Source organism: Pseudomonas sp. 3-2, assembly GCF_019710535.1.
GTDB classification, from domain to species: Bacteria; Pseudomonadota; Gammaproteobacteria; order Pseudomonadales; family Pseudomonadaceae; genus Aquipseudomonas; species Aquipseudomonas pharyngis.
The window spans coordinates 4,520,362-4,541,428 of the sequence record NZ_CP081200.1 but is presented as its reverse complement, the minus strand read 5'-3'; the positions used below and the strand labels follow the sequence as shown (position 1 = coordinate 4,541,428).

Genomic DNA, 21,067 nt, shown 5'->3' with positions numbered 1-21,067 from the left:
TATAACACCGGGCTGTTTCTCCTACAACTGGACGAGCCTATGAAAGCCAAGGCTGATGTACCTTTCGTGCCGCTCAATATCGCGGTACTGACGGTCAGCGACACCCGAACCCTGGAAACCGATACTTCCGGCCAGGTCTTCGTCGACCGTCTGACGGCCGCCGGCCACCATCTGGCGCAGCGAGTGCTGCTCAAAGATGACCTGTACAAGATCCGTGCGCAAGTCGCCCACTGGATTGCCGAAGACGTCGTGCAAGTCGTGCTGATTACCGGTGGTACCGGTTTTACCGGTCGCGACAGTACACCAGAAGCCGTTGCCTGCCTGCTGGACAAACAGGTCGATGGTTTTGGTGAGCTGTTTCGCCAGATATCGGTGGCTGACATCGGCACCTCCACCGTGCAATCCCGAGCTCTGGCGGGATTGGCCAATGGCACGCTGGTCTGCTGCCTGCCAGGTTCGACCAATGCAGTGCGCACCGGTTGGGATGGCATCCTGGCCGAGCAACTGGACTCACGTCACCGCCCTTGCAATTTCGTTACTCATTTGAAAAAGGCAGCGCCTTGTGAATCCCGTGGGTAAGCCGGGCAAGACCGGCAGCCTCATGCCTGTTGAAGAGGCATTGGTGCGTTTGCTGGAAATGGCCGAAACCTCGCGGATTGTCGAGTGCGAGTCTTTGCCACTGGCGCAGATTCACGGGCGGGTGCTGGCGCAGGATCTGATTTCGACGCTGGATCTGCCGCCATGGCCGAACAGCGCCATGGACGGATATGCCTTGAATCTGGACGACTGGACCGGCGAGCCGTTGCCGGTCAGTCAGAAGATTTTCGCCGGTCAGGCACCGGAACCTTTGAAACCGGGCACCTGTGCCCGGATCTTTACCGGCGCGCCGGTGCCTGCGGGGGCCGACTGTGTCGAGATGCAGGAAAACGTCGAGATTCATGCCGATGAGCGCGTGAGTTTCATCGAAACGATGGTGGCCGGGCAGAACATTCGTCCACAAGGCCAGGAAACGACCGTCGGTGAATTGGTCTTGTCCGCAGGAACTCGGCTCGGTCCGATCGAGCTGGGGCTGGCTGCCTCGCTGGGTTGTGCAGGGCTTGAGGTCGTTCGACAGGTTCGTGTGGCGGTTTTGTCCACCGGAGACGAGTTGGTCGAGCCGGGCACGACGTTGGGGCCGGGACAGATCTACAACAGCAACCGGGTGCTGTTGTGCAGCTGGTTGCAGCGCCTGGGATGTGAAGTCGTTGATGCCGGTATTCTGCCTGATGACCTGCCCACTACCCGTGCGAAACTCGGGGAGCTCCAGGATGTAGACCTGATTCTGTCGACCGGTGGGGTATCGGTCGGAGAGGCGGATTTCCTCGGAATCGCATTGAGGGAAGAAGGCGAGCTGACACTCTGGAAGCTGGCAATCAAACCTGGCAAGCCATTGACGGTCGGGCATTTTCGCGGTGTCCCGGTGATTGGATTGCCGGGTAATCCTGCCTCGACACTGGTGACTTTCGCCTTGTTGACCCGACCCTATCTGTTACGTCGCCAGGGCGTGCAGGATGTCGAGCCGCTGAAGTTTTCGGTACCCGCAGGATTTGTCTGGCCCCATGCCGGTAACCGCCGTGAATTTCTGCGAGGGCGCCTGGAGCAGGGGCAAGCGATTATCTACCGTAACCAGAGTTCGGGCGTTCTGCGCAGCGCTGCCTGGGCCGAGGGGCTGGTGGAGGTACGGGAGGGAGGAGTCCTGGCCGAAGGAGACCTGGTGCCATTCATTCCACTCAGCGAGCTTCTCGGTTGATCGCAGGAATTTGAAACGCAGGCACAGTGGTTACACGATGCCTGCCTTTCTGCCAGTCAACGACTGATCAGTGCAACGAGCTGGTCGAACCGGCTATTGGCAATCCAGCCCACCAGTCCGAGCACCATCGCTGTCGCACCTGCCGAGTAGGCAAGGCGGTGCTTGATGGCTTTGACGTCTCCTCTGACTTCGTCCATGTCGCGTCGAATGTACTTGAGGTGAGTTTCCAGCTCGGTGATACGCGGTTCCATATTGTTTTCTCCGGTATTTCTGGCGCTGCATTTGAATTCGTCTTTGAGGCTGGCGCGACTTTCGGAGAGAGAGGCAACCGGACTCACGGCTAGTCCTGCTTCATGGCTTTGCATGGAAACGTCCACCTGCTGCAGTGGGGGTCTCTTGGCAAATGCCGAAATGCAAAATATCGAAAGTCCTGAAATTGTTTCCACTCATTACATGCACATCCTTGTGTAATTGAATTGAAGATCGCTAACGCCGACACACGTTGTACCAATGGCCGGGCCGGGTCAATTGAGCCGATTCCTTACGTTCTGTACGAAAAAGTACCGGTATGTAGGACAAGGAGGGCGAGCTTCACGAATTAATCAGAAGAAGTACGACTTTTTTATCGATCTTGAGGGTCAAGATGTCGCGTACCAATTTGATTCCGGGAGTGACCGCAATGAGTGAACGCAAGGCATTGTTGATTCTGCATGGCAAGCAGGCACTCAACGAGGCGGTTCGTGCCGCTGTCGAGAACAAGCGAGAGCAAGGCTGGGAGCTGGCTGTACGTCTGACCTGGGAGGCCGGCGATGCGCAGCGGTTGGTGGAGGAGGCGCTGGCGGCGGGATACCGCCAGATCATCGCCGGCGGTGGGGATGGCACCCTGCGTGATATCGCCGAAGCGCTGGCGGCGCAGCCAGGCAAAGCCAGTCTGGTGCTTTTACCGCTGGGAACTGCCAACGACTTTTCCCACGCGGCAGGTATTCCGATGGAGCCGGCCGAGGCGCTTGAGATGCTTGAAGCGCCCGCCCACGACATCGATCTGGGCGAAGTCGGTGGGCAGATTTTTCTGAACATGGCGACCGGAGGATTCGGCAGCCAGGTAACGGCCAACACGTCGGAAGATCTGAAAAAGGTATTGGGTGGCGCAGCTTATCTGTTCACCGGTTTGACGCGGTTCAGTGAACTGCATGCCGCGTACGGTGAGTTGCAGGGGCCGGATTTCCATTGGCAGGGCGAGTTGCTGGCCCTCGGGATCGGCAATGGCCGTCAGGCCGGCGGCGGACACGTGTTGTGCCCCGAAGCGCTGGTGGACGATGGTCTCTTGGATATCAGCATCCTGCCGGCGCCGCAGGAGTTGGTTGGCACCCTGAAAAATCTGCTCAGCGACGGCTTCGGCATTGACAACATGTTTGTGCGCGCCCGTTTGCCATGGGTTGAAATCAAGGTCGCCGAAGGGCTTTACATCAATCTCGACGGCGAGCCCCTGGAGGGCGAAAGTTTGCGGTTTGCGGCGCGCCCCGGGGCGTTGCGTGTGCATTTGCCGAAGGGCTCGCCGCTGTTGAGTGCAACTCGTCGGCTCAGTCGTCCAGACTGATGATCTGCTCCCGCACGGCAAACAGCACCAGGCCTGCCACATCGTAGATCTGCAGGCGCTTCATGATCTGCGAGCGGTGGGTTTCGACTGTTTTGATGCTCAGGCCCAGGCCGTTGGCGATTTCCCGTGTGGACTTGCCACGCACGATCAGGCGCAGGATTTCCAGCTGGCGTGCGGTCAGGTTGTGCGACTCGGCGACTTCCGGCTGCTGTTTCAGATTGCGGGTCAGCGCCTGATTGATCACGGTATGGGCGATGGCGGGGCTCAAGTAGCGCTCGTTGTTGCGCAGAGCTTCGAGCGCATGTTCGAGTTCGGTGGCCGTGGTGTCCTTGAGCAGATAACCGTGAGCACCGGACTCCAGCGCCTGCATGATCAGCGCGGGGTCGGTGTGCATCGAAAGAATCAGCACTTTGGCGTGCGGACGCACTCGTTTGAGTCGCTGCAGGGCTTCCAGGCCGCCGGTTTCTTTCATGGAAATGTCCAGCAATACGATATCGGGGGACAGCAGCTCGACCATCTCGAGCAGCTGCGAGCCATCATTGGCCTCGCCGATGACTGCATAGCCGGGAATATCCAGCACCAGGGCACGCACGCCGGCCCTGATCAGCGAGTGGTCATCCACCAGAAGTAAGTTACAAGTCAACGCATAACCTTATTCGTACTGGCCCGCTCGAGTGCCCGGGGCGCCCAGGGGAATAGTGCTTCGATTTGAGTGCCTTTGCCCGGCTCGCTGGTCACATTGAGTGTGCCGCCCAGTTGCTCAATGCGCTCGGCCATCCCGGCCATGCCCCGCTGTCCTTCGCGGCCGGGATTCGCCGCCGGGGAAAAGCCCAGGCCATCATCGCTGATAAGCAGGGTCAAGCCCTGTGGCAGGCGTTGCACGCGAATCAGCAGGTTTTTGGCCTGTGCGTGACGAAGGATGTTGGTCACGGCTTCCTGAGTGATGCGAAAGGCTGCGACGGCCATCTCTTCGGGGATTCCATTCAGGCGCTGCTGGCAGTCCAGACTCCAGTGCACCGAAGTATTGGCCAATACCTTGACCAGGTGTGCACGCAGGCTCGCTTCCAGACCCAGGCTGGTCAGTTGCCGCGGGTTGAGAATGGCCGAAACGTCGCGCACCTTGTTGAGGGTTTCTTCCAGCGTCTCGCAAAGTACCGAACAGTGTTCCTGCATATCCGCGGGCAAGCGACGCTTGAGCCATTCGCTTTGCAGCTTGGCGGCGGTCAGCAACTGGCCGATATCGTCATGCAGTTCGCGGCTCAGGCGATGGCGCTCGTTTTCCTGGACTTCCAGCAAACGGTCGGCCAGTTCCTGAGGCTGGAATTTGATGGATTTGCGCGACAGGCGATGTTGTGTCCAGACGCAGCCGGCAGCCGCCACGTTGATCAGCAACAGGCCGAGTGACAGCGGCGCGGAGACGCCATAGCTCAACAGACTGCCCAAGGCTGAAACCGTGCACAGCAGGAGTGTGAACCTGCGGGCATTTTCTCGGGAGGGAGGCCATGTGGTGATCGACTTGAGGCTGGCGTACATAGCGGATGGAGCCAATGGATGTTCGCTGCGGGCAGACCGTCAGAAGGGCTGGCGGTCTCTGTCTGGAAAACGTTTGCTCAGGTTGTTGATTTCAAAACGGTTCAGTGATCGATAATTGAGCGCCAACTTCGGTGGCAACCCATCATTGAAGTCACAATGCCATTAATTGAAGCAACTAACGGGCTGCATAATACCACTTAACATACCGTTGGTCGCGTTTGCCTATATGTCCAAAGAGTCAGGAAACAGGCCATGTTGGACGAGAGTTCCATAATGGAAAAGTTGAAATATCCGACTCGATATTATCGATGCGGCAGCAAGTTACTTTTGCACAGGAAAACCCTGACATCAGCAGAAGGCAGCCAGCATTCATCAAGCGTAATTATTTATTGGAGGATGTCGCAGGCAGGCATGAACTATTCAATTGCGACTTTCGTCTGTGAGAAATGACGGGCCCGAACAGCCCACGGTATGCCCGATTACGCTTGGCGCTCCGACCAGGTTACGAGGGACATCGGCTTGCCATTGAGCGGCAATTGGAAGTGAGTCTGCCCCACCTGGCAGGCAAAGGCTTCGATCAGCGTCACCTGTTCGCTTTCATCCAGGCCCAATTGGCCGGTGCTTGGGTCGATCAGTTCCAGTTGCCAGGCCATCAGGGTGAAGCAATCCTTCAGTGCTTCCAGGGCCTGTGCATGCAAATCCACGTGACCCTGCACCTGGTTGAGCAAGCCATGCAGGTGCAGGGAGAATTCGGATACCGCCTCCAGCCCCAGGGCATCGGCCTTGTTCGCCAGCTTGAGGAGGGTGCTGAGCATGCAGTCGATGGCGTCCTTGTCATTGCTGATCAGCTGCAGATGGCTTAGGCATTCTTCGGACTTGGCCAGGAGCGTTTCAGCCTCGACAAGGAATTCGGGGAAGCGCTGCGCCCAGTCACTACGGTCGTTCGGCATGCTTATCTCCACCACGTCATGTCTGATGAGGGAATGCCGTGTGTGTCGACGATCATGAACCGTCGCGAGACCGCGCCCCGGTGTGCATTGGCACAGACCTGGGGTTTCAAGAGGATGTGTTTCCACTGAACTGCGATCGCACACAATAGCCTGACTCCGTTCATGCAATGAGAATGGCGTCACATTAATGGCTATTGGATATCGCGAACATCAGGTTGGGCCTGATTGTTCCTAGGGGATTCCCTTAGGCACGGGAACCTGTGGCGCAAATCGGGGTCGCGCCGAGAAGAATGTAGCAGATGATTTCACCGGGCCAGTAAAGCATGATGTTAATGTGACATCAATGCCTGCCAATGGCATTTTTGTTGGTGATTTTGGACGGGATCAAGATCCGTCAGATTCAGCCGATAACCCCCAATAGTGAATTCATCAGAACAAGCCCAGGAGTCATTGATGGCCGGCATTCTCGACACGGTAGACCAACGCACGCAACTGGTGGGTGAGAATCGCCTGGAAATTCTCATGTTTCGACTGGCCGGGCGCCAATTATTCGCGATCAACGTGTTCAAGGTGCAGGAAGTCCTGCAATTGCCGAAGCTGACTTTGATGCCCCAGCGTCACCCGTTTGTCTGCGGTGTGGTCAACCTGCGCGGCCAGACGCTGCCGGTGATCGACCTGTCCCAGGCGATCGGCATGCGACCGTTGGTGCCGGGCCCGAACAGCACGATCATCGTCACCGAGTACAACCGCTCGGTGCAGGCGTTCCTCGTCGGTGGCGTGGACCGCATCGTCAACATGAATTGGGAAGCCATTCTGCCGCCGCCGACCAGTGCCGGTCGCCAGCACTACCTGACTGCCATCAGCAAGGTCGACGATCAACTGGTGGAAATCATCGACGTCGAGAAAGTCCTCGCCGAAATCGTGCCGTACAACGCCAAGGTCTCCCGGGACAAACTGGACGACCCGGTGCTGGAACGTGCCCGTGGCCGCGAAGTGTTGCTGGTGGACGACTCCAACGTGGCGCTCTCGCAATTGCGCGACACCCTCGGCCAGTTGGGCGTGAAGATGCACATCGCCAGCGACGGCCTGAAAGCCCTGAACATGCTCAAGGCCTGGGCCGATACCGGGGTGAACATGACCGACAAACTGCTGATGGTGTTCACCGACGCCGAAATGCCGGAAATGGACGGCTATCGCCTGACCACCGAAATCCGCAACGACCCGCGCCTGCGTGGCCTGTACGTGGTGTTGCACACTTCTCTGTCCGGCAGTTTCAACGACTCGATGGTGAAAAAGGTCGGCTGCGACAATTTCCTCTCCAAGTTCCAGCCGGACAAACTGGTGGATGTGGTGCGCCAGCGTCTGATGCTTGACGAAGTGCCGGCCTGATCTACAGGTCGAGGCTGACCCTGCGTCAGCCTTTGATTCGCTGACAAAGCTCGTATAGGGTGGCGTTTTTGACCCACCAGGGAGCTGGCCATGCTGCGTCTGAGCGCGCTTTATCGTTACCCGTTGAAATCCGCCAAGGGTGAGGTCCTGCAAGGGATCGGCCTGGACAAACTGGGGCTTGAGGGTGACCGACGCTGGATGCTGGTGGATGAGGCCAGCGGGCGGTTCCTGACCCAGCGTGCCGAAGCGAAAATGAGCCAGCTCTCCGCGTTGTGGAATGCCAGCGGCGGGCTGACGCTCAGCGCGCCGGGGCATTCGGCAATGGATGTCGCCTTGCCCGGCAGCGACGACAACCTGCGTGGCGTGACCATCTGGCGTGACACCCTGCGTGTGCCGGATGCCGGTGAAGAGGCGGCCCGCTGGGTCAGCGATTTCATCGGCAAGCCAACCCGACTGGTGCAAGTGCCGCTGGATCGCGCCCGGACGACCCAAGCCGGGTACGGCAACGACGACGACCAAGTGGCATTCGCCGATGGTTTCCCGCTGTTGCTGATTGGTGAGGCCTCGCTGCAACACCTGTCGCAGGAAGTCGGGCGACCTTTGGAAATGCTGCGGTTCCGGCCGAATCTGGTGATCGAAGGCAGTGATGCTTACGCCGAGGATGGCTGGAAGCGGATTCGTATCGGCGATGTCGAGTTCCGCGTGGTCAAGTCCTGCTCGCGGTGCATTCTCACCACGATCGATCCGCAGACCGGTGAGCGCAGCGCTGACCGCGAACCCTTGGCGACCCTGCAGAAGACCCGTGCTCAGGCCGACGGTGCGATGTTCGGCCAGAACCTGGTCAACGACAGCAACGGTCGACTCGAAGTTGGCATGCCGGTGGAAGTCCTCGAATAACCCGCCCTGAAACGAAAAATGCCCGTGTCCTTGGACACGGGCATTTTTATGGCAGCAGGAAACCGGAGTTTCAGCCGCGGTATTCGCACAGGTAAGCGGTGTCGACGGCGACTTTCAGCTGGAACTTGCTGTTGGCGGGCACGTTGAACTGGCTACCGGCGGCGAAGGTTTCCCAGTCGCTGCTGTCCGGCAGTTTGACGGTCAAGGCGCCCGAAACCACGTGCATGATTTCACGCTGGCTGGTGCCGAATTCGTATTCGCCCGGGGCCATGACGCCGATGGTCGCAGGACCTTCAGCAGTGCCAAAAGCGATCGACTTGACGGTGCCGTCGAAGTACTCGTTGACTTTAAACATGGGCGATTCCTCTCGAAAAGGGCTTAAAAGGGGCAAAAAGGGGCGGCCAGTATGCACAAGGCTTCCGATGCCGTCACCTGTGCTAGAGCGGCAATACCAGTGGCAGCAGGCGTGCGGTATTGCGCGCATCTTCCAGCGCCCGATGCTGCTGACCGCTGAATTGCATCCCCGCCAGTTGCAACGCGCCATTGAGGCCCAGAGGCCGTTCGAGGCGCCGGGCCTTGGCAAAGCGCTGTTTGAGGTTCATGTGCGGCACCCGGCTCAGGGCGCTGTCGAGTTGCAGACGCTGCCATTCCTGAAGCAATTGCTTGCGGTCGTAATCGCCCCAGCTGGCCCAGCCTTCAAGGCGCGTCTGGTGCTGACCGAGCCAGCGCTCGAAGGCCGGCCAGACCTCGCTCAACGGCTGCGCCGCGTCGATGTTGGCCTGGGTGATGTGCGTGAGTTCGCGGCAAAAGGGCGTCAACAAGGGGCGCCGCGTCGGTTTGACGAAGCGCTGAAAGTGATCCTGCTCGCGACCCGCGCGATCCACCAGGGTCGCGCCGATCTCGATGATCTCCATTTCCGTAACCGGCCAGCCACCCTCATCGGTGGTGGCTTCCAGATCTATGACCAGCCAATGGGGCATCGCAGGGTTCCTGATTTCCGCGTCCTGATTATTCAGAGCGTAGTCAAACCTTGCGAATGCGCGCGGCGACTACTCGACCTGCAACAGAACCTGACGATTTTTTACCTGATCGCCGACCTTGACCTGCACCCGCTTGAGCACGCCGTCGATGCCGGCCTTGAGCGGGTGCTCCATTTTCATCGCTTCCAGCACCACCAGCAGCTGGCCCTTGCTGACCGGGCTGCCTTCGCTGACGAGCACATCGATGATGGCGCCATCCATCGGCGCTTTCAACGTGCCGGAACTGACGCTGGTCTGACTGTCGATCACCGCATGAGTTCGGTCCACCAGATGCAGGCTGCCGGGGTGGGTGAACAGCCAGAGCTGGTCGTTGTGCAGGCGATAGGCATGGCGCTGGCGCAGGCCATCGATTTCCAGTGTCACGGCCCCGGCGGTGTGCTCGACCAGCGTGAGTTTGATGACACGTTCGGCGACCTGCACTTCAAACGCCTTGTCCGGACTGGTACGCAGTTGCACATTCCAGTCGCGGGCGTCGAGGCCGATTCGATAGAGCAACGGCGCGCCGGCGTTGTTGCGCCATCCGGACAGCGGTGCGCGGTGTTGCTGCACGGCGGATTGGTAAAACAGCACCGCCGCGATGGCCAGCTCTTCGGCACTGGGCGAATAGGCGTGCAGGCAATCGTGATCGGCGAAATGTTGAGGGATGAAGCCAGTGCCGAACTCCCCGCTGATGAACTGCGGATGCTGCAACAGGCTGGCGAGCAACCGCTGATTGCTCTGCACGCCCAGCAACACGCTGTCCTGCACCGCACACAACAGTTTGCGCCTGGCCTCTTCGCGGGTCGCGCCGTGGGCAATCAGTTTGCCGAGCATCGGGTCGTAAAACGGTGAGATCGACTGCCCTTCGATCAGCCCGTGATCAATCCGCGCGCCGCGATCCAGTGCCGGCGCCCAGGCTTCGACACGCCCGGTCTGCGGCAGAAAACCCTGGGCCGGATCTTCGGCGTAGAGACGCACTTCCATCGCGTGGCCATCGAGTTTCACCTGCGCCTGGGTCAGCGGCAGCGGTTGGCCCTCGGCGACCGACAGTTGCCACGCCACCAGGTCCAGCCCGGTAATCAACTCCGTCACCGGGTGCTCGACCTGCAACCGGGTGTTCATCTCCAGAAAGTAGAACTGGCCGCTGGCGTCGAGGAGAAATTCCACGGTGCCGGCACCCACGTAGTTCACCGCACGCCCTGCCTTGAGTGCCGCTTCGCCCATCGCCTGGCGCAGTTCTGCGGTCATCACCGGGCACGGCGCTTCTTCGATGACTTTCTGGTGGCGACGCTGTATCGAACAGTCGCGCTCGCCGAGGTAGATCAGGTTGCCGTGATGGTCGCCGAATAGCTGCACCTCGACATGGCGCGGCTCGATCAACGCCTGTTCGAGGATCAGTTCATCACTGCCGAAACCGTTCAAGGCTTCGGAGCGCGCCGTGCGCAATTGCGCCGGCAGTTCCTCGGCGCTGTGCACCAGACGCATGCCGCGCCCGCCACCGCCGGCGCTGGCCTTGATCATCAGCGGGTAACCGATGCGCTCGGCTTCTCGAGTCAGGGCCGCATCGTCCTGCTCGGCGCCTTGATAGCCGGCGATGCAGGGGACGCCGGCGGCGAGCATGGCGATTTTCGATTGGCGTTTGCTGCCCATCAGTTCGATGGCTTCGACGCTGGGGCCGATGAAGGTCAGGCCGGCCTGTTTGCAGGCGCGGGCGAAATCGGCATTTTCCGAGAGAAAACCGTAGCCCGGATGGATGGCGTCGGCGCCGCTGCGGCGGGCGGCGTCGAGAATGGCCGGGATGTTCAGGTAGGACTGTTGCACGGGTGCCGGACCGATGTTCACGGCCTCGTCCGCCATTTGGACATGCAGTGCGTCAGCGTCGGCATCGCTGAAAACGGCGACGGTGCGATAACCGAGGGCCTGGGCGGTGCGCTGGATGCGGCAGGCGATTTCACCGCGGTTGGCGATCAGGATTTTGTGGAGGGCGGGCATGGTGGTTTTCCTGAATGTTGGCGATGGAATGAAGGGCCTCATCGCGAGCAGGTTCGCTCCCACAGGATTCAGTGTTGCTCACAAAAACTGTGGGAGCGGGCTTGCCCGCGATGTTTTTAAGGGGCCCACCTCGGTTTGCGCTTTTGCACAAACGCCATCGTGCCTTCGATGCCTTCGGCACCGGTCACCGCGGCGTTGAACCACTGCGCGGCTTCGTCCAGCAATTCACTCGACGGTTGGCCGGCGCTGGCCAGCAGCAGTTTTTTCGTCACGGCATTCGCTTCCGGGGCGCAACACAAGACATGATCGAGCACTTCATCCAGCCGCTCGGCGAGCGCCTGCGGGTCCTGCTCGACAAAATGCACCAGCCCCAGACGCCGGGCCTGATGGCCGTCGAAACGGGCGGCGGTCAGGGCCAGGCGTCGGGTCTCGGTCAGGCCGATGCGCTGCACCACAAACGGCGCGATCTGCGCCGGCAGCAGGCCGAGGCTGGTTTCCGGCAAACCGAATTGCGCCTGGTGATCGGCTATCGCGATATCGCTGACACAGGCCAGCCCGAAGCCACCCCCGAGCACTGCGCCTTGCAGCACGGTGATCAGCACTTGCGGTGCGTGCTGCGCTTCTTCCAGCAACGACCCGAACGCTCGGTTCAGGTCGCGATAGGCATCACTGCCCTGAGCGCGGGCGTTGGCCATGTCCTTGATGTCGCCGCCGGCGCAGAAATGCCCGCCGGCACCGTTGAGCACCAGTGCGCGGACGCTGCGGTCATCGCACACGCTGGCCAGCACGGCGCGCAACTCGGCGACCATTTGCAGGCTCATGGCGTTGCGGCTGTCCGGGCGATTGAGGGTGATGTGCAACACGCCGTTGTGCCGCTCCAGCAGCAGCGTCTGGCAATCGGGCAGGGCGCTCATTTCTTTTTCCCCGGCAGGATGCCCATCAGTTTGCAGATGATCCCCAGCATGATTTCGTCGGCGCCGCCGCCAATCGACACCAGCCGCACGTCGCGGTAGGCGCGGGCTACCGGGTTGTCCCACATGAAGCCCATGCCACCCCAATATTGCAGGCAACTGTCGCTGACTTCACGACCGAGGCGCCCGGCCTTGAGCTTGGCCATCGAGGCCAGTCGGGTGACGTCCTGGCCTTTCACGTATTGCTCGGTGGCCTGATAGACCAGCGCCCGCAGGCATTCGATTTCGGTCTGTAGTTCGGCGAGGCGGAAGTGGATCACCTGATTGTCGATCAGCGCATTGCCGAAGGTTTTGCGTTCCTTGCAGTACTCGATGGTGCTGTCGACGCAGTATTCCAGGCCCTTGATCATGTTGGCCGCGCCGAACAGACGTTCCTCCTGGAACTGCAGCATCTGCATCATGAACCCGGCGCCTTCATGGCCGATGCGATTGCGCTGGGGCACGCGCACGTTGTCGAAAAACACCTGGGCGGTTTCCGAACTGCGCATGCCGAGCTTGTCCAAATGCGAACTGAGGCTGATGCCCGGTGTGTTCATCGGCACCATGATCAGCGATTTGTTGATATGCGGCTTGTCGTCCGAGGTGTTGGCCAGCAGGCAGATGAAGTCGGCGCTCGGCGAGTTGGTGATCCACATTTTGCTGCCGTTGATCACATAGTCGTCGCCATCCTTGCGCGCTGTGGTCTTGAGCCCGGCGACATCGGAGCCGGCGCCGACTTCCGAGACGCCGATGCAGCCGACCTGCTCGCCGGTGATCGCCGGACGCAGGAATTCTTCGCGCAACTCATCGGAACCGAAACGGGCGAGGGCGGGGGTGCACATGTCGGTCTGCACGCCAATCGACATCGGGATGCCGCCGCAATGGATGGTGCCGAACTCTTCGGCCGCGACGATCGAATAGCTGTAATCCAGGCCCATGCCGCCGAATTTTTCCGGTTTGGAAATCCCCAGCAGACCGAGGTCGCCGGCCTTGCGGAAAATCTCGTGGATCGGAAAGCGCCCGGCCTTTTCCCATTCATCGACGTGGGGGTTGATCTCGTGCTCGACGAACTGGCGGACGGTACGGCGCAGTGCTTCGTGTTCCGGGGTGAAGATCATTTTTATTGTTCTCCTTTAATCCGTGGCGATCAGAACCGGCTGACGCCGAAGCTGTTGGGTTGCAACGTGCGGATGTCGGCTTCGTGGCAGATGTCCAGCAGGTAACCGAGCAGGGTGCGGGTGTCGCGTGGATCGATCAGCCCGTCGTCCCACAGGTTGGCGCTGCCGTAGAGGGCGGTGGACTGGCTGTCGAGTTTCTGCGCGGTGACCTGCTCCAGCATGTCGAGCATTTTCGGATCGGGCACCAGACCGTCCTTGAGCTGCTTGGCTTCAGTGACGATGCGCAGCACCTTGCCGGCCTGGGCGCCGCCCATCACCGCCGTGCGGCTGTTGGGCCAGGCGAAGATGAAGCGCGGATCGAGCCCGCGTCCGCACATCGCATAGTTGCCCGCGCCGTAGGAGCCACCGACCACGATCGTCAGTTTCGGCACCCGCGCATTGGCCACGGCCTGGATCAGTTTCGAACCGTGCTTGATCACGCCGTGCTGTTCCGATTCGGTGCCGACCATGAACCCGGTGGTGTTGTGGAAAAACAGCAGCGGCGTCTGGCTCTGGTCGCAGAGCTGAATGAACTGCGCCGCCTTGCTCGCACCATTGGGCGTGATCGGGCCGTTGTTGCCGATGAAGCCGCAGGCGCGACCCTGAATCTTCAGGTGGCCACAGACGGTCTGCTGATCGAACTCGCCCTTGAACTCCAGAAAGCGCGATTCGTCGGCGATCCGCGCAATGATTTCGCGCACGTCGTAGGGTTTTTTCGGGTCGTCCGGGATCAGCCCGAGCAGTTCGTCGATGGGGTACAACGGCTCCTTGAATGGCGGCTCAGGCAGCCACGGCAGTTGCTCGTTCCAGTTCAGCAGGCTGACGATTTCTCGCACCTGACGTATGCCGTCGGCATCGTTTTCGGCCAGGTATTCCGCGGTGCCGGCGACTTGCGCGTGCATCTCGGCGCCGCCCAGTTCTTCGTCGGTGGCGACTTCACCGGTCGCCGCTTTAAGCAATGGGGGACCGGCGAGAAACAGCTTGGCCTTGCCGCGCACCACCACCACATAATCCGACAGCCCCGGCTGATAGGCACCGCCAGCGGTGGCCGAACCGTGCACCACGGTGATCTGCGGCAAACCCATGGCCGACATCCGCGCCTGATTGGCAAAGCTGCGTGCGCCTTCGACGAAAATTTCCGCCGCGTAATTGAGGTTGGCGCCGCCGCTTTCGGCGAGGGTGATGACCGGCAGTTTGTTTTCCTGGGCGATCTGTTGCAGGCGCAGGGATTTTTTCAGGCCTGACGGGGAAATCGTTCCGCCCTTGATCGCGCTGTTGTTCGCCACGATCAAGGCGCGCACGCCGGACACGTAACCGATGCCGGCGATCAAGCCGCCACCGGCCGAACTGCCGTCCTTGTCGTCGTGCAGTTTGTAGCCGGCCAGGCTCGCCAGTTCGAGGAATGGCGCGCCGGGGTCGAGCAACAGATTCAGACGTTCACGGGGCAGCAATTGTCCGCGTTTGTCGAATTTCGGTTTGGCCTCGGCAGCCTTGTTCAGCAGGTTCTGTTCGAGCTGCTGGACTTGCTCGATGGCGGCGAGCATCGCTGCGCGGTTGCGGGCGAAGGCTTCGCTGTGCGAGTCGAGCTGGGACTGGATCTGCGGCATGGCTTACTCCTTGTCCTTCAAGACATCCGGCATATAGGCCCGGTGAAAACCGTTGAACGATTCGCTGTGGGTCGCCTTGTGCAACGGCCAGGCGCGACTGCCCAGGCTGGCCGCGCCGTCGATGCGCAAGGTGCTGCCGCTGATGAACGCGGCAGCCGGGCTGAGCAGAAACACGATCGCCGCGCTGACCTCCGATTCGGTGCCGATGCGCTTGAGCGGCACGTGTTCGCGCAAGGTCGGGATCACGGCCTTGAACGCGCCTTCGTAAGTGTCCATGCCGCTGGAAGCGATCCACCCCGGGGCTACCGCATTCACTCGAACGCCGGCATAACCCCATTCGAACGCCGCCGTCTTGGTGAAGTTGTCCATGCCCGAGCGCGCGGCGCCGGAGTGGCCCATGCCGGGCATGCCGCCCCACATGTCGGCGAGCATGTTGACGATGCTGCCGCCGTGTTTGCTCATCGACTGGTTGAACACTTCGCGGGCCATCAGGAAACCGCCGACCAGATTGGTCCGCAGCACGGTTTCGAAACCTTTCTGATTGATCGAGGCCAGGGGCGAGGGGTACTGGCCGCCGGCATTGTTGACCAGCCCGTGGATCGGCCCGTGTTCACGGATCAGTTCGCTGACCAGCGCCTTCACCGCTTCTTCGTCACGGATATCGCAGGCCTTCCAGTGGGCGCGACCGCCATCCTCGGCGATTTCGGCGGCGACGGTCTGCAGCTTTTCCGGCTTGCGTCCGACCAGCACCACGTTGGCCCCGAGCGCCGCCAGTTCATGGGCGGTGCAACGCCCGATGCCACTGCCGCCCCCGGTGACGATGACGGTCTGGCCGCTGAACAGGTCAGCCCTGAAAATCGATTCGAACGCCATGCTGCCAATCCTCTAGTCGAGTTGTTCGGCGATGCTCTGCGGCACCGGGATCTGGATTTCCAGTAGTTGTTGGGCGAAGGCCTTGCCTTGCGGGTCGATGCGCAGGCTCGCCACGCCGCCGCCACCAAGGGCGTTTTCCAGCAGGAAGTTGAGGCTGTGGGTGCCCGGCAGATACCAGCGTTCGACCCGGCCGTGAATCGGATCGAGGACATGGTTCATCCAGTCGACGACCACCGCCGGGGTCAGCGCCTCGGCGATCCACGGCAGGTATTCGGGACGGCGCGGCATGACGCCGATGTTGCTGTGATTGCCCTTGTCGCCGGAGCGCGCCACGGCCAGTTTCACCAATGGCACGCTCGCGTCGGCGCGGCCCTGGGGTTTGGGCGTTTCATGGGGCAGGGGCAGATCCTGACTGTCGAGGGCGGTGGGGGCGGGGAGGGCGAACGGGTGAGATTCGCCGGCGATGTCGATCTGCAATGTGCAGGCGCTTTTGTCGATCAGGAACGAGAACAGCCGGATCAGCGGATACACCGTCGGCCGCCCGCCGACGATACCGGTCAGGCCCGGCGCCATGCCGGTGGCGGCCTGGGCGATCTCCCGGGAGAACAGGATCAAGGCTTGTTTGTTCGGGTGACGCACGGCGAGTTTGATCACCACTTCGCGACTGTCCCGGCGCTGACCGTGAGGGCCGTAGGTGGCTTCGCTGCCGAGCAGTTCGACGTTAGTTTCGGTGTAGGGGCCCAATCCTTTCTGGTCGAGCATTTCCGAGGTCTTGTCGAGAATCGCCTGGCTGACGCGCCGGGCTTTCTCCACGGCATCGATGCCGGCGATCAGGCAACTGGCGGTGCAACGGAAACCGTCCGGATACGTTGCGCTGACCTTGTATTGGTCGCTGGGCGGCAGGCCTTTGGCACCGTGGACCCGGACGGCGTTCTTGCCTTGTTGCTGGAGTTTGACCTGGCTGAAATCGCAGACCACATCGGGTAGCAGATAAGCCTGCGGATCGCCGATTTCGTAGAGCATCTGCTCGCCGACAGTCAGCGGCGTGACCAGCCCGCCGGAGCCTTCGGGTTTGCTGACGATGAACTGGCCATCGGCGCTGACCTCGACGATCGGGAAACCGATGTGTTCGTAGTCCGGCACGTCGCGCCAGTCGGTGAAATTACCGCCGGTGCACTGCGCGCCACATTCGATGATGTGCCCGGCCAGGGCGGCTTGCGCGAGTTTGTCGTAGTCATGCCATGACCAGCCGAACTCATGCACCAGCGCGGCGCTGACCACGGCGCTGTCGACCACCCGGCCGGTGATGACGATGTCGGCGCCCAGACGCAGCGCTTCGACAATGCCCGGTGCGCCGAGGTAAGCGTTGGTCGACACGCACATCGGCGGCAGCGGGGCGCCGCTGAACATTTCCGTGATGCCTTGGGTGGCGAGTTGTTTGAACTGGGGTTGCAGGTCATCGCCTAGAAGCACGGCGATCTTCAGCACCACGCCAGCCTTGTCGCAGGCCGCTTGCAGCGCGGCGGCGCAGGCCTTTGGATTGACCCCGCCGGCATTGCTGATGACGCGAATGTTCTGTTCGGCCAGTTGCGGCAGCAGGGGCGCGAGGACTTCGATGAAATCGCCGGCGAACCCGGCCTGCGGATCCTTCATGCGGGCGCCGGCCATGATCGACATGGTGATTTCGGCGAGGTAGTCGAAGACCAGATAATCCAGCTGTCCTCCGGCCACGAGCTGCGCGGCAGCGGTGGAGGTGTCTCCCCAGAATGCGCTGGCGCATCCGATGCGAACCGTGGTGGGCATTTTGATCTCCGACTCAGGAACCTGTGACAGAAGTGCATCGAGACTACCAAGCAAGCGCTTGGTTTGTAAACGCTTGAAATTATCTTCTGCCCAAGCGCTTGCTTGGTCACCGCCGGCGGCTTAAATTGCCCGCGCAACCCCGCCGTTTCTGCGGCGTACGGCGCATTTGACTGAACGACTGTAGGAGAGAACGGGTGGACGAGCAAAAAGCCCTGAGGGTCATGCGTGAACTGGTCGATGCCGGCCAGTTGACCGATCCGGACAGCGCTCGCGGCAAACTGCTGCAAGTGGCGGCCCACCTGTTCCGCAACAAAGGCTACGAGCGCACGACGGTGCGCGATCTGGCCGGTGCCGTGGGAATTCAATCCGGCAGCATCTTTCATCACTTCAAGAGCAAGGATGAAATCCTGCGGGCGGTGATGGAAGAAACCATCCGCTACAACACTGCGCTGATGCGTGCGGCCCTTGCCGATGCCGTCGATGTGCGCGAGCGGGTGCTGGCGCTGATTCGCTGCGAATTGCAGTCGATCATGGGCGGCAGCGGCGAGGCGATGGCGGTGCTGGTGTATGAATGGCGCTCGCTGTCCGAAGACGGCCAGGCCAAAGTGCTGGCGCTGCGCGACATCTACGAAGACCTCTGGCTGCAAGTGCTGGGCGAGGCCAAGGAGGCGGGGTTCATCCGTGGTGACGTGTTCATTACCCGACGTTTTCTCACGGGTGCGCTGTCCTGGACCACCACCTGGTTCCGTGCCGGCGGCAGCCTGAGCCTGGATCAACTGGCCGAAGAAGCGCTGATTCTGGTGCTCGAAGAGCGCTAGGCGCTTTCTATCGGGCCGGGAAACTGGCTAACTTGGCGAAACCGCCTAGCTTGAATGCAATGATCGGTACTTTTTCGGGGAGTGGGGTGTTTTGAAGTCTTCGCCAATTCGGACGGCCGCCGGGCTGATGCTCGCAGCGCTGGCTGCACTATGGGTATTGCCCGCTCCGGCGGCGCAGGTGGTTCGAGTGGGCGCGGCGCATTTTCCGCCCTATACCATTCGCCCGGAAAATGGCGCCGACACCGGCCTGCTGCCCGAACTGGTCGCGGCTTTGAACAGCGCCCAGAGCGACTATCGCTTCGAACTGGTGCCCACCTCGATTCCTCGCCGGTTCGGCGATTTCAAGGACAGCCGCACTGACATGGCGATCTTCGAAAACCCTGAGTGGGGCTGGAAAGACATTCCCCACATCACCGTCGACATGGGGCTTGAGGACGCAGAGATTTTCGTCGCGCAGAACAAGCCCGGTCGCCAGCAGAATTACTTCGCCGATCTCAAGGGCAAACGGCTGGCGCTGTACAGCGGCTATCACTACGAATTCGCCAACTTCAATGCCGATCCCAAGTACCTCGCCGAAACTTACAGCGCCACGCTGACCTATTCCCACGACAGCAACCTGCTGATGGTCTTGCGCGGGCGCGCAGACATTGCGCTGGTGACCCGCTCGTACCTGTTCGATTACCTGCTGCGCAACGAAAAAGTGCGCGACGAGTTGCTGGTGTCCCAGCGCATCGACCAGATCTACCACCATTACGCGATTCTCAGGCCAGAGGCACCGATTACCGGCGAGGCGTTCGGCAAACTGCTGCAAGGCCTGCGCGACAACGGGCAGATGCTGAAGATCTTCGATCCGTACAAGATTGCGGTGGTGCCGGTGCCGCATCAATGAGCTGCGGTTTTTCGCGTCCGGCCTAAATTTCCCGCCCCGGCTCACGTCCCATCGTTGAACTGTCGACGATTATCGTGAGCCCGACCCATGTCCAATCTGAATGACCTGACTGCCCTGGCCCTGCCTTCGGGCAGCCAACTGGTAGCCGATGCCACCGAAAGCCGTCTGAGCCTGAGCCTGGACGGGCAACCGCTGATTCGCCTGCGCCTCGATCGTGAAGGTCAGGGGCCGATCCAGATCGATGAACGCTACGCGCTGCCACCCGGCCAGGCGCTGTGGGCAGCCTGTTATTGGCTGTTTGCCCGGGAGCCGGCGCGTCAGCAATTGATCTGGCAACTGGACCAGGCGCCGACCGAAGCCTTGCTCAGCGGCTTGCTGGTGAGCACTGAAGTGGCGGGCGAATATCGCTGCGAGCGCACGCTGTTCTGGCAACTGCCGCAACCGTGGCTGGGGGCCTCGCTGACCGGCAGTTATCCGCAGCAGGTGGTCATCAGCAACGGCAAGCGTCATCCGCTGCGACCGGTGAAACCGCGTGGTGAGGTTTATCGGCGTTTCGATGCGCGCCTCGGTGCCTGGATTTCCCTGCGAACGGTGGAGATCGAGCAGGATCTGGCGCGTTTCAATCGCTGGCAGAACAGCCCGCGAGTCGCCAGCTTCTGGCAGGAAGAGGGCAGCCTCGAACAGCATCGCGAGTACCTGAGCAAACTCGACGCCGATCCGCACACGCTGACCCTGATCGGTTGTTTCGATGATCAGCCGTTTGCCTATTTCGAAGCCTACTGGGCCAAGGAAGATCGCATCGCGCCGTTCTACGATGCCGACAATTACGATCGCGGCATTCACATGCTGGTCGGGGAAGAAGATCATCGCGGCCCGCACAAGGTGGCGAGCTGGCTGTCGGCGCTGGTGCATTATCTGTTCCTGGATGATCCGCGCACGCAGCGGGTGGTCGCCGAACCCCGTGCCGACAACGCGAAAATGATTGGCCACATGCACAACCAGTGCTTCCACTGCGAGAAGGAATTCGACTTCCCGCACAAACGCGCGGCGCTGATGATTCTTGGGCGCGAACGGTTCTTCGACCGGTGCACGCTGGTGTGACATTGCGCTGAAAACGAAAAAGATCGCAGCGCTTCGACGAAGGCTGCGATCTTTTTTTTTGCGGCCGATTTTTATCAGCGACGGTTTGCGGTCACTGCATCAGCGCGACTGCTCGACACCTTGCGGCAATGCACCAGCGCATCGCGAATCATGAAGTTGACCAGGGTCGGGGAAACGCCGAGTTCCTTGGCGATGTCCTTCTGCGGCACGCCGTGCAGGCGGTACATCTCGAAGGCGTAGCGGGTGCGAACTGGCAGCTCGGTCAGCGCGTCGGCAATGTGTTCCAGGGTCGAAAAGTTGATGTGTGAGGTTTCCGGCGAAGCGCCCTGAATGACCACGTTCAACCCTTCCTCCTCGGGGCCGGCGTACTTCTGCTCCAGCGCCTGTTTGCGGTAGTGATCGATCGCCAGGTTGCGCACGATCTGGAACAGATAACTCAGCTGGGCCTTGATCGACGACGTGATCGGCGGTGCCGATTGCAGTCGGAAGAACGCATCCTGCACCACATCTTCGGCGCGTGACCGGCAGCCGGTAATGCGGGCTGCAATCTTGACCAGAATCAGTCGATTGTCGACGAATGCCTGAAGTAGCGGTGAATCGCACCTGCTTGTGGATACTTGTTCCGTCATGGAAATCACCTTGCTGCCAATAGGTTAGTGGGACGCCTGGGGGCGGGCCGTCCTACACATCGAGCGACAAATTA

Annotated in this window: 21 protein-coding genes; 8 read left to right on the top strand and 13 right to left on the bottom strand. The window is 60.8% G+C overall.

Annotation, left to right across the window (positions count from 1 at the left end; translation table 11 throughout):
- Positions 1–39: 39 nt before the first annotated feature.
- Complete coding sequence (moaB, locus tag K3819_RS20465) at positions 40–579, top strand: molybdenum cofactor biosynthesis protein B (protein WP_085612227.1); 540 nt, start codon at positions 40–42, stop codon at positions 577–579.
- Positions 563–1,789, top strand: a complete 1,227-nt coding sequence (gene glp / locus K3819_RS20460; RefSeq protein WP_221397849.1) for a gephyrin-like molybdotransferase Glp — start codon at positions 563–565, stop codon at positions 1,787–1,789. Before moaB ends, glp begins: the two co-directional genes overlap by 17 nt.
- 56 nt (positions 1,790–1,845) lie before the next feature.
- Here the strand turns inward: glp and K3819_RS20455 are convergent, their stop codons facing one another.
- The gene (locus K3819_RS20455; RefSeq protein WP_172829499.1) at positions 1,846–2,154 is read right to left on the bottom strand and encodes a hypothetical protein; all 309 of its coding nucleotides are present in this window, start codon (positions 2,152–2,154) and stop codon (positions 1,846–1,848) included.
- A gap of 314 nt (positions 2,155–2,468) precedes the next feature.
- Between K3819_RS20455 and yegS the strand changes: the two genes are divergently transcribed.
- A complete protein-coding gene (gene yegS, locus K3819_RS20450) occupies positions 2,469–3,386 on the top strand; it encodes a lipid kinase YegS (RefSeq protein WP_221397848.1) in 918 nt (305 codons plus the stop codon).
- Here yegS and K3819_RS20445 read toward each other — a convergent pair.
- From K3819_RS20445 to K3819_RS20435, 3 genes are all read right to left on the bottom strand, one after another.
- A complete protein-coding gene (locus K3819_RS20445) occupies positions 3,370–4,029 on the bottom strand; it encodes a response regulator transcription factor (protein WP_064598266.1) in 660 nt (219 codons plus the stop codon). The genes yegS and K3819_RS20445 overlap by 17 nt on opposite strands.
- Positions 4,026–4,919, bottom strand: coding sequence for a sensor histidine kinase (locus K3819_RS20440; protein WP_085612229.1), 894 nt, complete (start codon positions 4,917–4,919; stop codon positions 4,026–4,028). Before K3819_RS20440 ends, K3819_RS20445 begins: the two co-directional genes overlap by 4 nt.
- Positions 4,920–5,398: 479 nt before the next feature.
- Positions 5,399–5,869, bottom strand: coding sequence for a hypothetical protein (locus K3819_RS20435; protein ID WP_085612230.1), 471 nt, complete (start codon positions 5,867–5,869; stop codon positions 5,399–5,401).
- 453 nt (positions 5,870–6,322) lie between these two features.
- On the opposite strand from K3819_RS20435, the gene K3819_RS20430 reads away from it, so the two are divergent.
- Both K3819_RS20430 and K3819_RS20425 read left to right on the top strand, forming a co-directional pair.
- Positions 6,323–7,258 (top strand): chemotaxis protein CheV, encoded by a 936-nt coding sequence (locus tag K3819_RS20430; RefSeq protein ID WP_003226705.1) that lies wholly within the window; start codon positions 6,323–6,325, stop codon positions 7,256–7,258.
- 90 nt (positions 7,259–7,348) lie between these two features.
- The gene (locus tag K3819_RS20425; RefSeq protein WP_221397847.1) at positions 7,349–8,155 is read left to right on the top strand and encodes an MOSC domain-containing protein; all 807 of its coding nucleotides are present in this window, start codon (positions 7,349–7,351) and stop codon (positions 8,153–8,155) included.
- 70 nt (positions 8,156–8,225) lie between these two features.
- Here K3819_RS20425 and K3819_RS20420 read toward each other — a convergent pair whose 3' ends face one another.
- From K3819_RS20420 to K3819_RS20385, 8 genes are all read right to left on the bottom strand, one after another.
- Positions 8,226–8,510 (bottom strand): pyrimidine/purine nucleoside phosphorylase, encoded by a 285-nt coding sequence (locus K3819_RS20420; protein WP_007940055.1) that lies wholly within the window; start codon positions 8,508–8,510, stop codon positions 8,226–8,228.
- An 82-nt stretch (positions 8,511–8,592) separates the two neighbouring features.
- Positions 8,593–9,135: an exonuclease domain-containing protein gene (locus K3819_RS20415; protein WP_039770400.1), complete on the bottom strand. Its 543-nt coding sequence runs from the start codon at positions 9,133–9,135 to the stop codon at positions 8,593–8,595.
- Positions 9,136–9,204: 69 nt separating this feature from the next.
- Positions 9,205–11,166, bottom strand: a complete 1,962-nt coding sequence (locus K3819_RS20410; protein ID WP_221397846.1) for an acetyl/propionyl/methylcrotonyl-CoA carboxylase subunit alpha — start codon at positions 11,164–11,166, stop codon at positions 9,205–9,207.
- 116 nt (positions 11,167–11,282) lie between these two features.
- Positions 11,283–12,080: an enoyl-CoA hydratase/isomerase family protein gene (locus K3819_RS20405; protein ID WP_221397845.1), complete on the bottom strand. Its 798-nt coding sequence runs from the start codon at positions 12,078–12,080 to the stop codon at positions 11,283–11,285.
- Positions 12,077–13,234, bottom strand: coding sequence for a citronellyl-CoA dehydrogenase (gene atuD / locus K3819_RS20400; protein WP_007908685.1), 1,158 nt, complete (start codon positions 13,232–13,234; stop codon positions 12,077–12,079). Before atuD ends, K3819_RS20405 begins: the two co-directional genes overlap by 4 nt.
- 29 nt (positions 13,235–13,263) lie before the next feature.
- Positions 13,264–14,880 (bottom strand): geranyl-CoA carboxylase subunit beta, encoded by a 1,617-nt coding sequence (gene atuC / locus K3819_RS20395; RefSeq protein ID WP_085612234.1) that lies wholly within the window; start codon positions 14,878–14,880, stop codon positions 13,264–13,266.
- 3 nt (positions 14,881–14,883) lie between these two features.
- Positions 14,884–15,753 (bottom strand): SDR family oxidoreductase, encoded by an 870-nt coding sequence (locus tag K3819_RS20390; protein WP_192561877.1) that lies wholly within the window; start codon positions 15,751–15,753, stop codon positions 14,884–14,886.
- Between the two features lie 12 nt (positions 15,754–15,765).
- The gene (locus K3819_RS20385; protein ID WP_221397844.1) at positions 15,766–17,556 is read right to left on the bottom strand and encodes an acyclic terpene utilization AtuA family protein; all 1,791 of its coding nucleotides are present in this window, start codon (positions 17,554–17,556) and stop codon (positions 15,766–15,768) included.
- Between the two features lie 194 nt (positions 17,557–17,750).
- Between K3819_RS20385 and K3819_RS20380 the strand changes: the two genes are divergently transcribed.
- From K3819_RS20380 to K3819_RS20370, 3 genes are all read left to right on the top strand, one after another.
- Positions 17,751–18,374, top strand: coding sequence for a TetR/AcrR family transcriptional regulator (locus tag K3819_RS20380; RefSeq protein WP_085612237.1), 624 nt, complete (start codon positions 17,751–17,753; stop codon positions 18,372–18,374).
- A 91-nt stretch (positions 18,375–18,465) separates the two neighbouring features.
- Entirely contained in the window at positions 18,466–19,263 is a 798-nt protein-coding gene (locus K3819_RS20375; protein ID WP_085647588.1) for an ABC transporter substrate-binding protein, read from the top strand.
- 87 nt (positions 19,264–19,350) lie between these two features.
- A complete protein-coding gene (locus K3819_RS20370; protein WP_221397843.1) occupies positions 19,351–20,364 on the top strand; it encodes a GNAT family N-acetyltransferase in 1,014 nt (337 codons plus the stop codon).
- 74 nt (positions 20,365–20,438) lie between these two features.
- Here K3819_RS20370 and K3819_RS20365 read toward each other — a convergent pair whose 3' ends face one another.
- Positions 20,439–20,993 carry an RNA polymerase factor sigma-70 gene (locus K3819_RS20365; protein WP_011335256.1) on the bottom strand — a complete coding sequence of 185 codons (555 nt, stop codon included), beginning with the start codon at positions 20,991–20,993 and terminating at the stop codon, positions 20,439–20,441.
- Positions 20,994–21,067 lie beyond the last annotated feature (74 nt).

Excerpts from the sequence above, each read along its gene's own strand:
- K3819_RS20410 (WP_221397846.1), bottom strand. The coding sequence starts at position 11,166 with ATGCCCGCCCTCCACAAAATCCTGATCGCCAACCGCGGTGAAATCGCC.
- K3819_RS20425 (WP_221397847.1), top strand. The coding sequence starts at position 7,349 with ATGCTGCGTCTGAGCGCGCTTTATCGTTACCCGTTGAAATCCGCCAAG.
- K3819_RS20435 (WP_085612230.1), bottom strand. The coding sequence starts at position 5,869 with ATGCCGAACGACCGTAGTGACTGGGCGCAGCGCTTCCCCGAATTCCTT.
- K3819_RS20365 (WP_011335256.1), bottom strand. The coding sequence starts at position 20,993 with ATGACGGAACAAGTATCCACAAGCAGGTGCGATTCACCGCTACTTCAG.
- K3819_RS20420 (WP_007940055.1), bottom strand. The coding sequence starts at position 8,510 with ATGTTTAAAGTCAACGAGTACTTCGACGGCACCGTCAAGTCGATCGCT.
- moaB (WP_085612227.1), top strand. The coding sequence starts at position 40 with ATGAAAGCCAAGGCTGATGTACCTTTCGTGCCGCTCAATATCGCGGTA.
- yegS (WP_221397848.1), top strand. The coding sequence starts at position 2,469 with ATGAGTGAACGCAAGGCATTGTTGATTCTGCATGGCAAGCAGGCACTC.
- K3819_RS20405 (WP_221397845.1), bottom strand. The coding sequence starts at position 12,080 with ATGAGCGCCCTGCCCGATTGCCAGACGCTGCTGCTGGAGCGGCACAAC.
- K3819_RS20390 (WP_192561877.1), bottom strand. The coding sequence starts at position 15,753 with ATGGCGTTCGAATCGATTTTCAGGGCTGACCTGTTCAGCGGCCAGACC.
- K3819_RS20370 (WP_221397843.1), top strand. The coding sequence starts at position 19,351 with ATGTCCAATCTGAATGACCTGACTGCCCTGGCCCTGCCTTCGGGCAGC.
- atuD (WP_007908685.1), bottom strand. The coding sequence starts at position 13,234 with ATGATCTTCACCCCGGAACACGAAGCACTGCGCCGTACCGTCCGCCAG.
- K3819_RS20385 (WP_221397844.1), bottom strand. The coding sequence starts at position 17,556 with ATGCCCACCACGGTTCGCATCGGATGCGCCAGCGCATTCTGGGGAGAC.
- K3819_RS20455 (WP_172829499.1), bottom strand. The coding sequence starts at position 2,154 with ATGCAAAGCCATGAAGCAGGACTAGCCGTGAGTCCGGTTGCCTCTCTC.
- atuC (WP_085612234.1), bottom strand. The coding sequence starts at position 14,880 with ATGCCGCAGATCCAGTCCCAGCTCGACTCGCACAGCGAAGCCTTCGCC.
- K3819_RS20440 (WP_085612229.1), bottom strand. The coding sequence starts at position 4,919 with ATGTACGCCAGCCTCAAGTCGATCACCACATGGCCTCCCTCCCGAGAA.
- K3819_RS20415 (WP_039770400.1), bottom strand. The coding sequence starts at position 9,135 with ATGCCCCATTGGCTGGTCATAGATCTGGAAGCCACCACCGATGAGGGT.
- K3819_RS20430 (WP_003226705.1), top strand. The coding sequence starts at position 6,323 with ATGGCCGGCATTCTCGACACGGTAGACCAACGCACGCAACTGGTGGGT.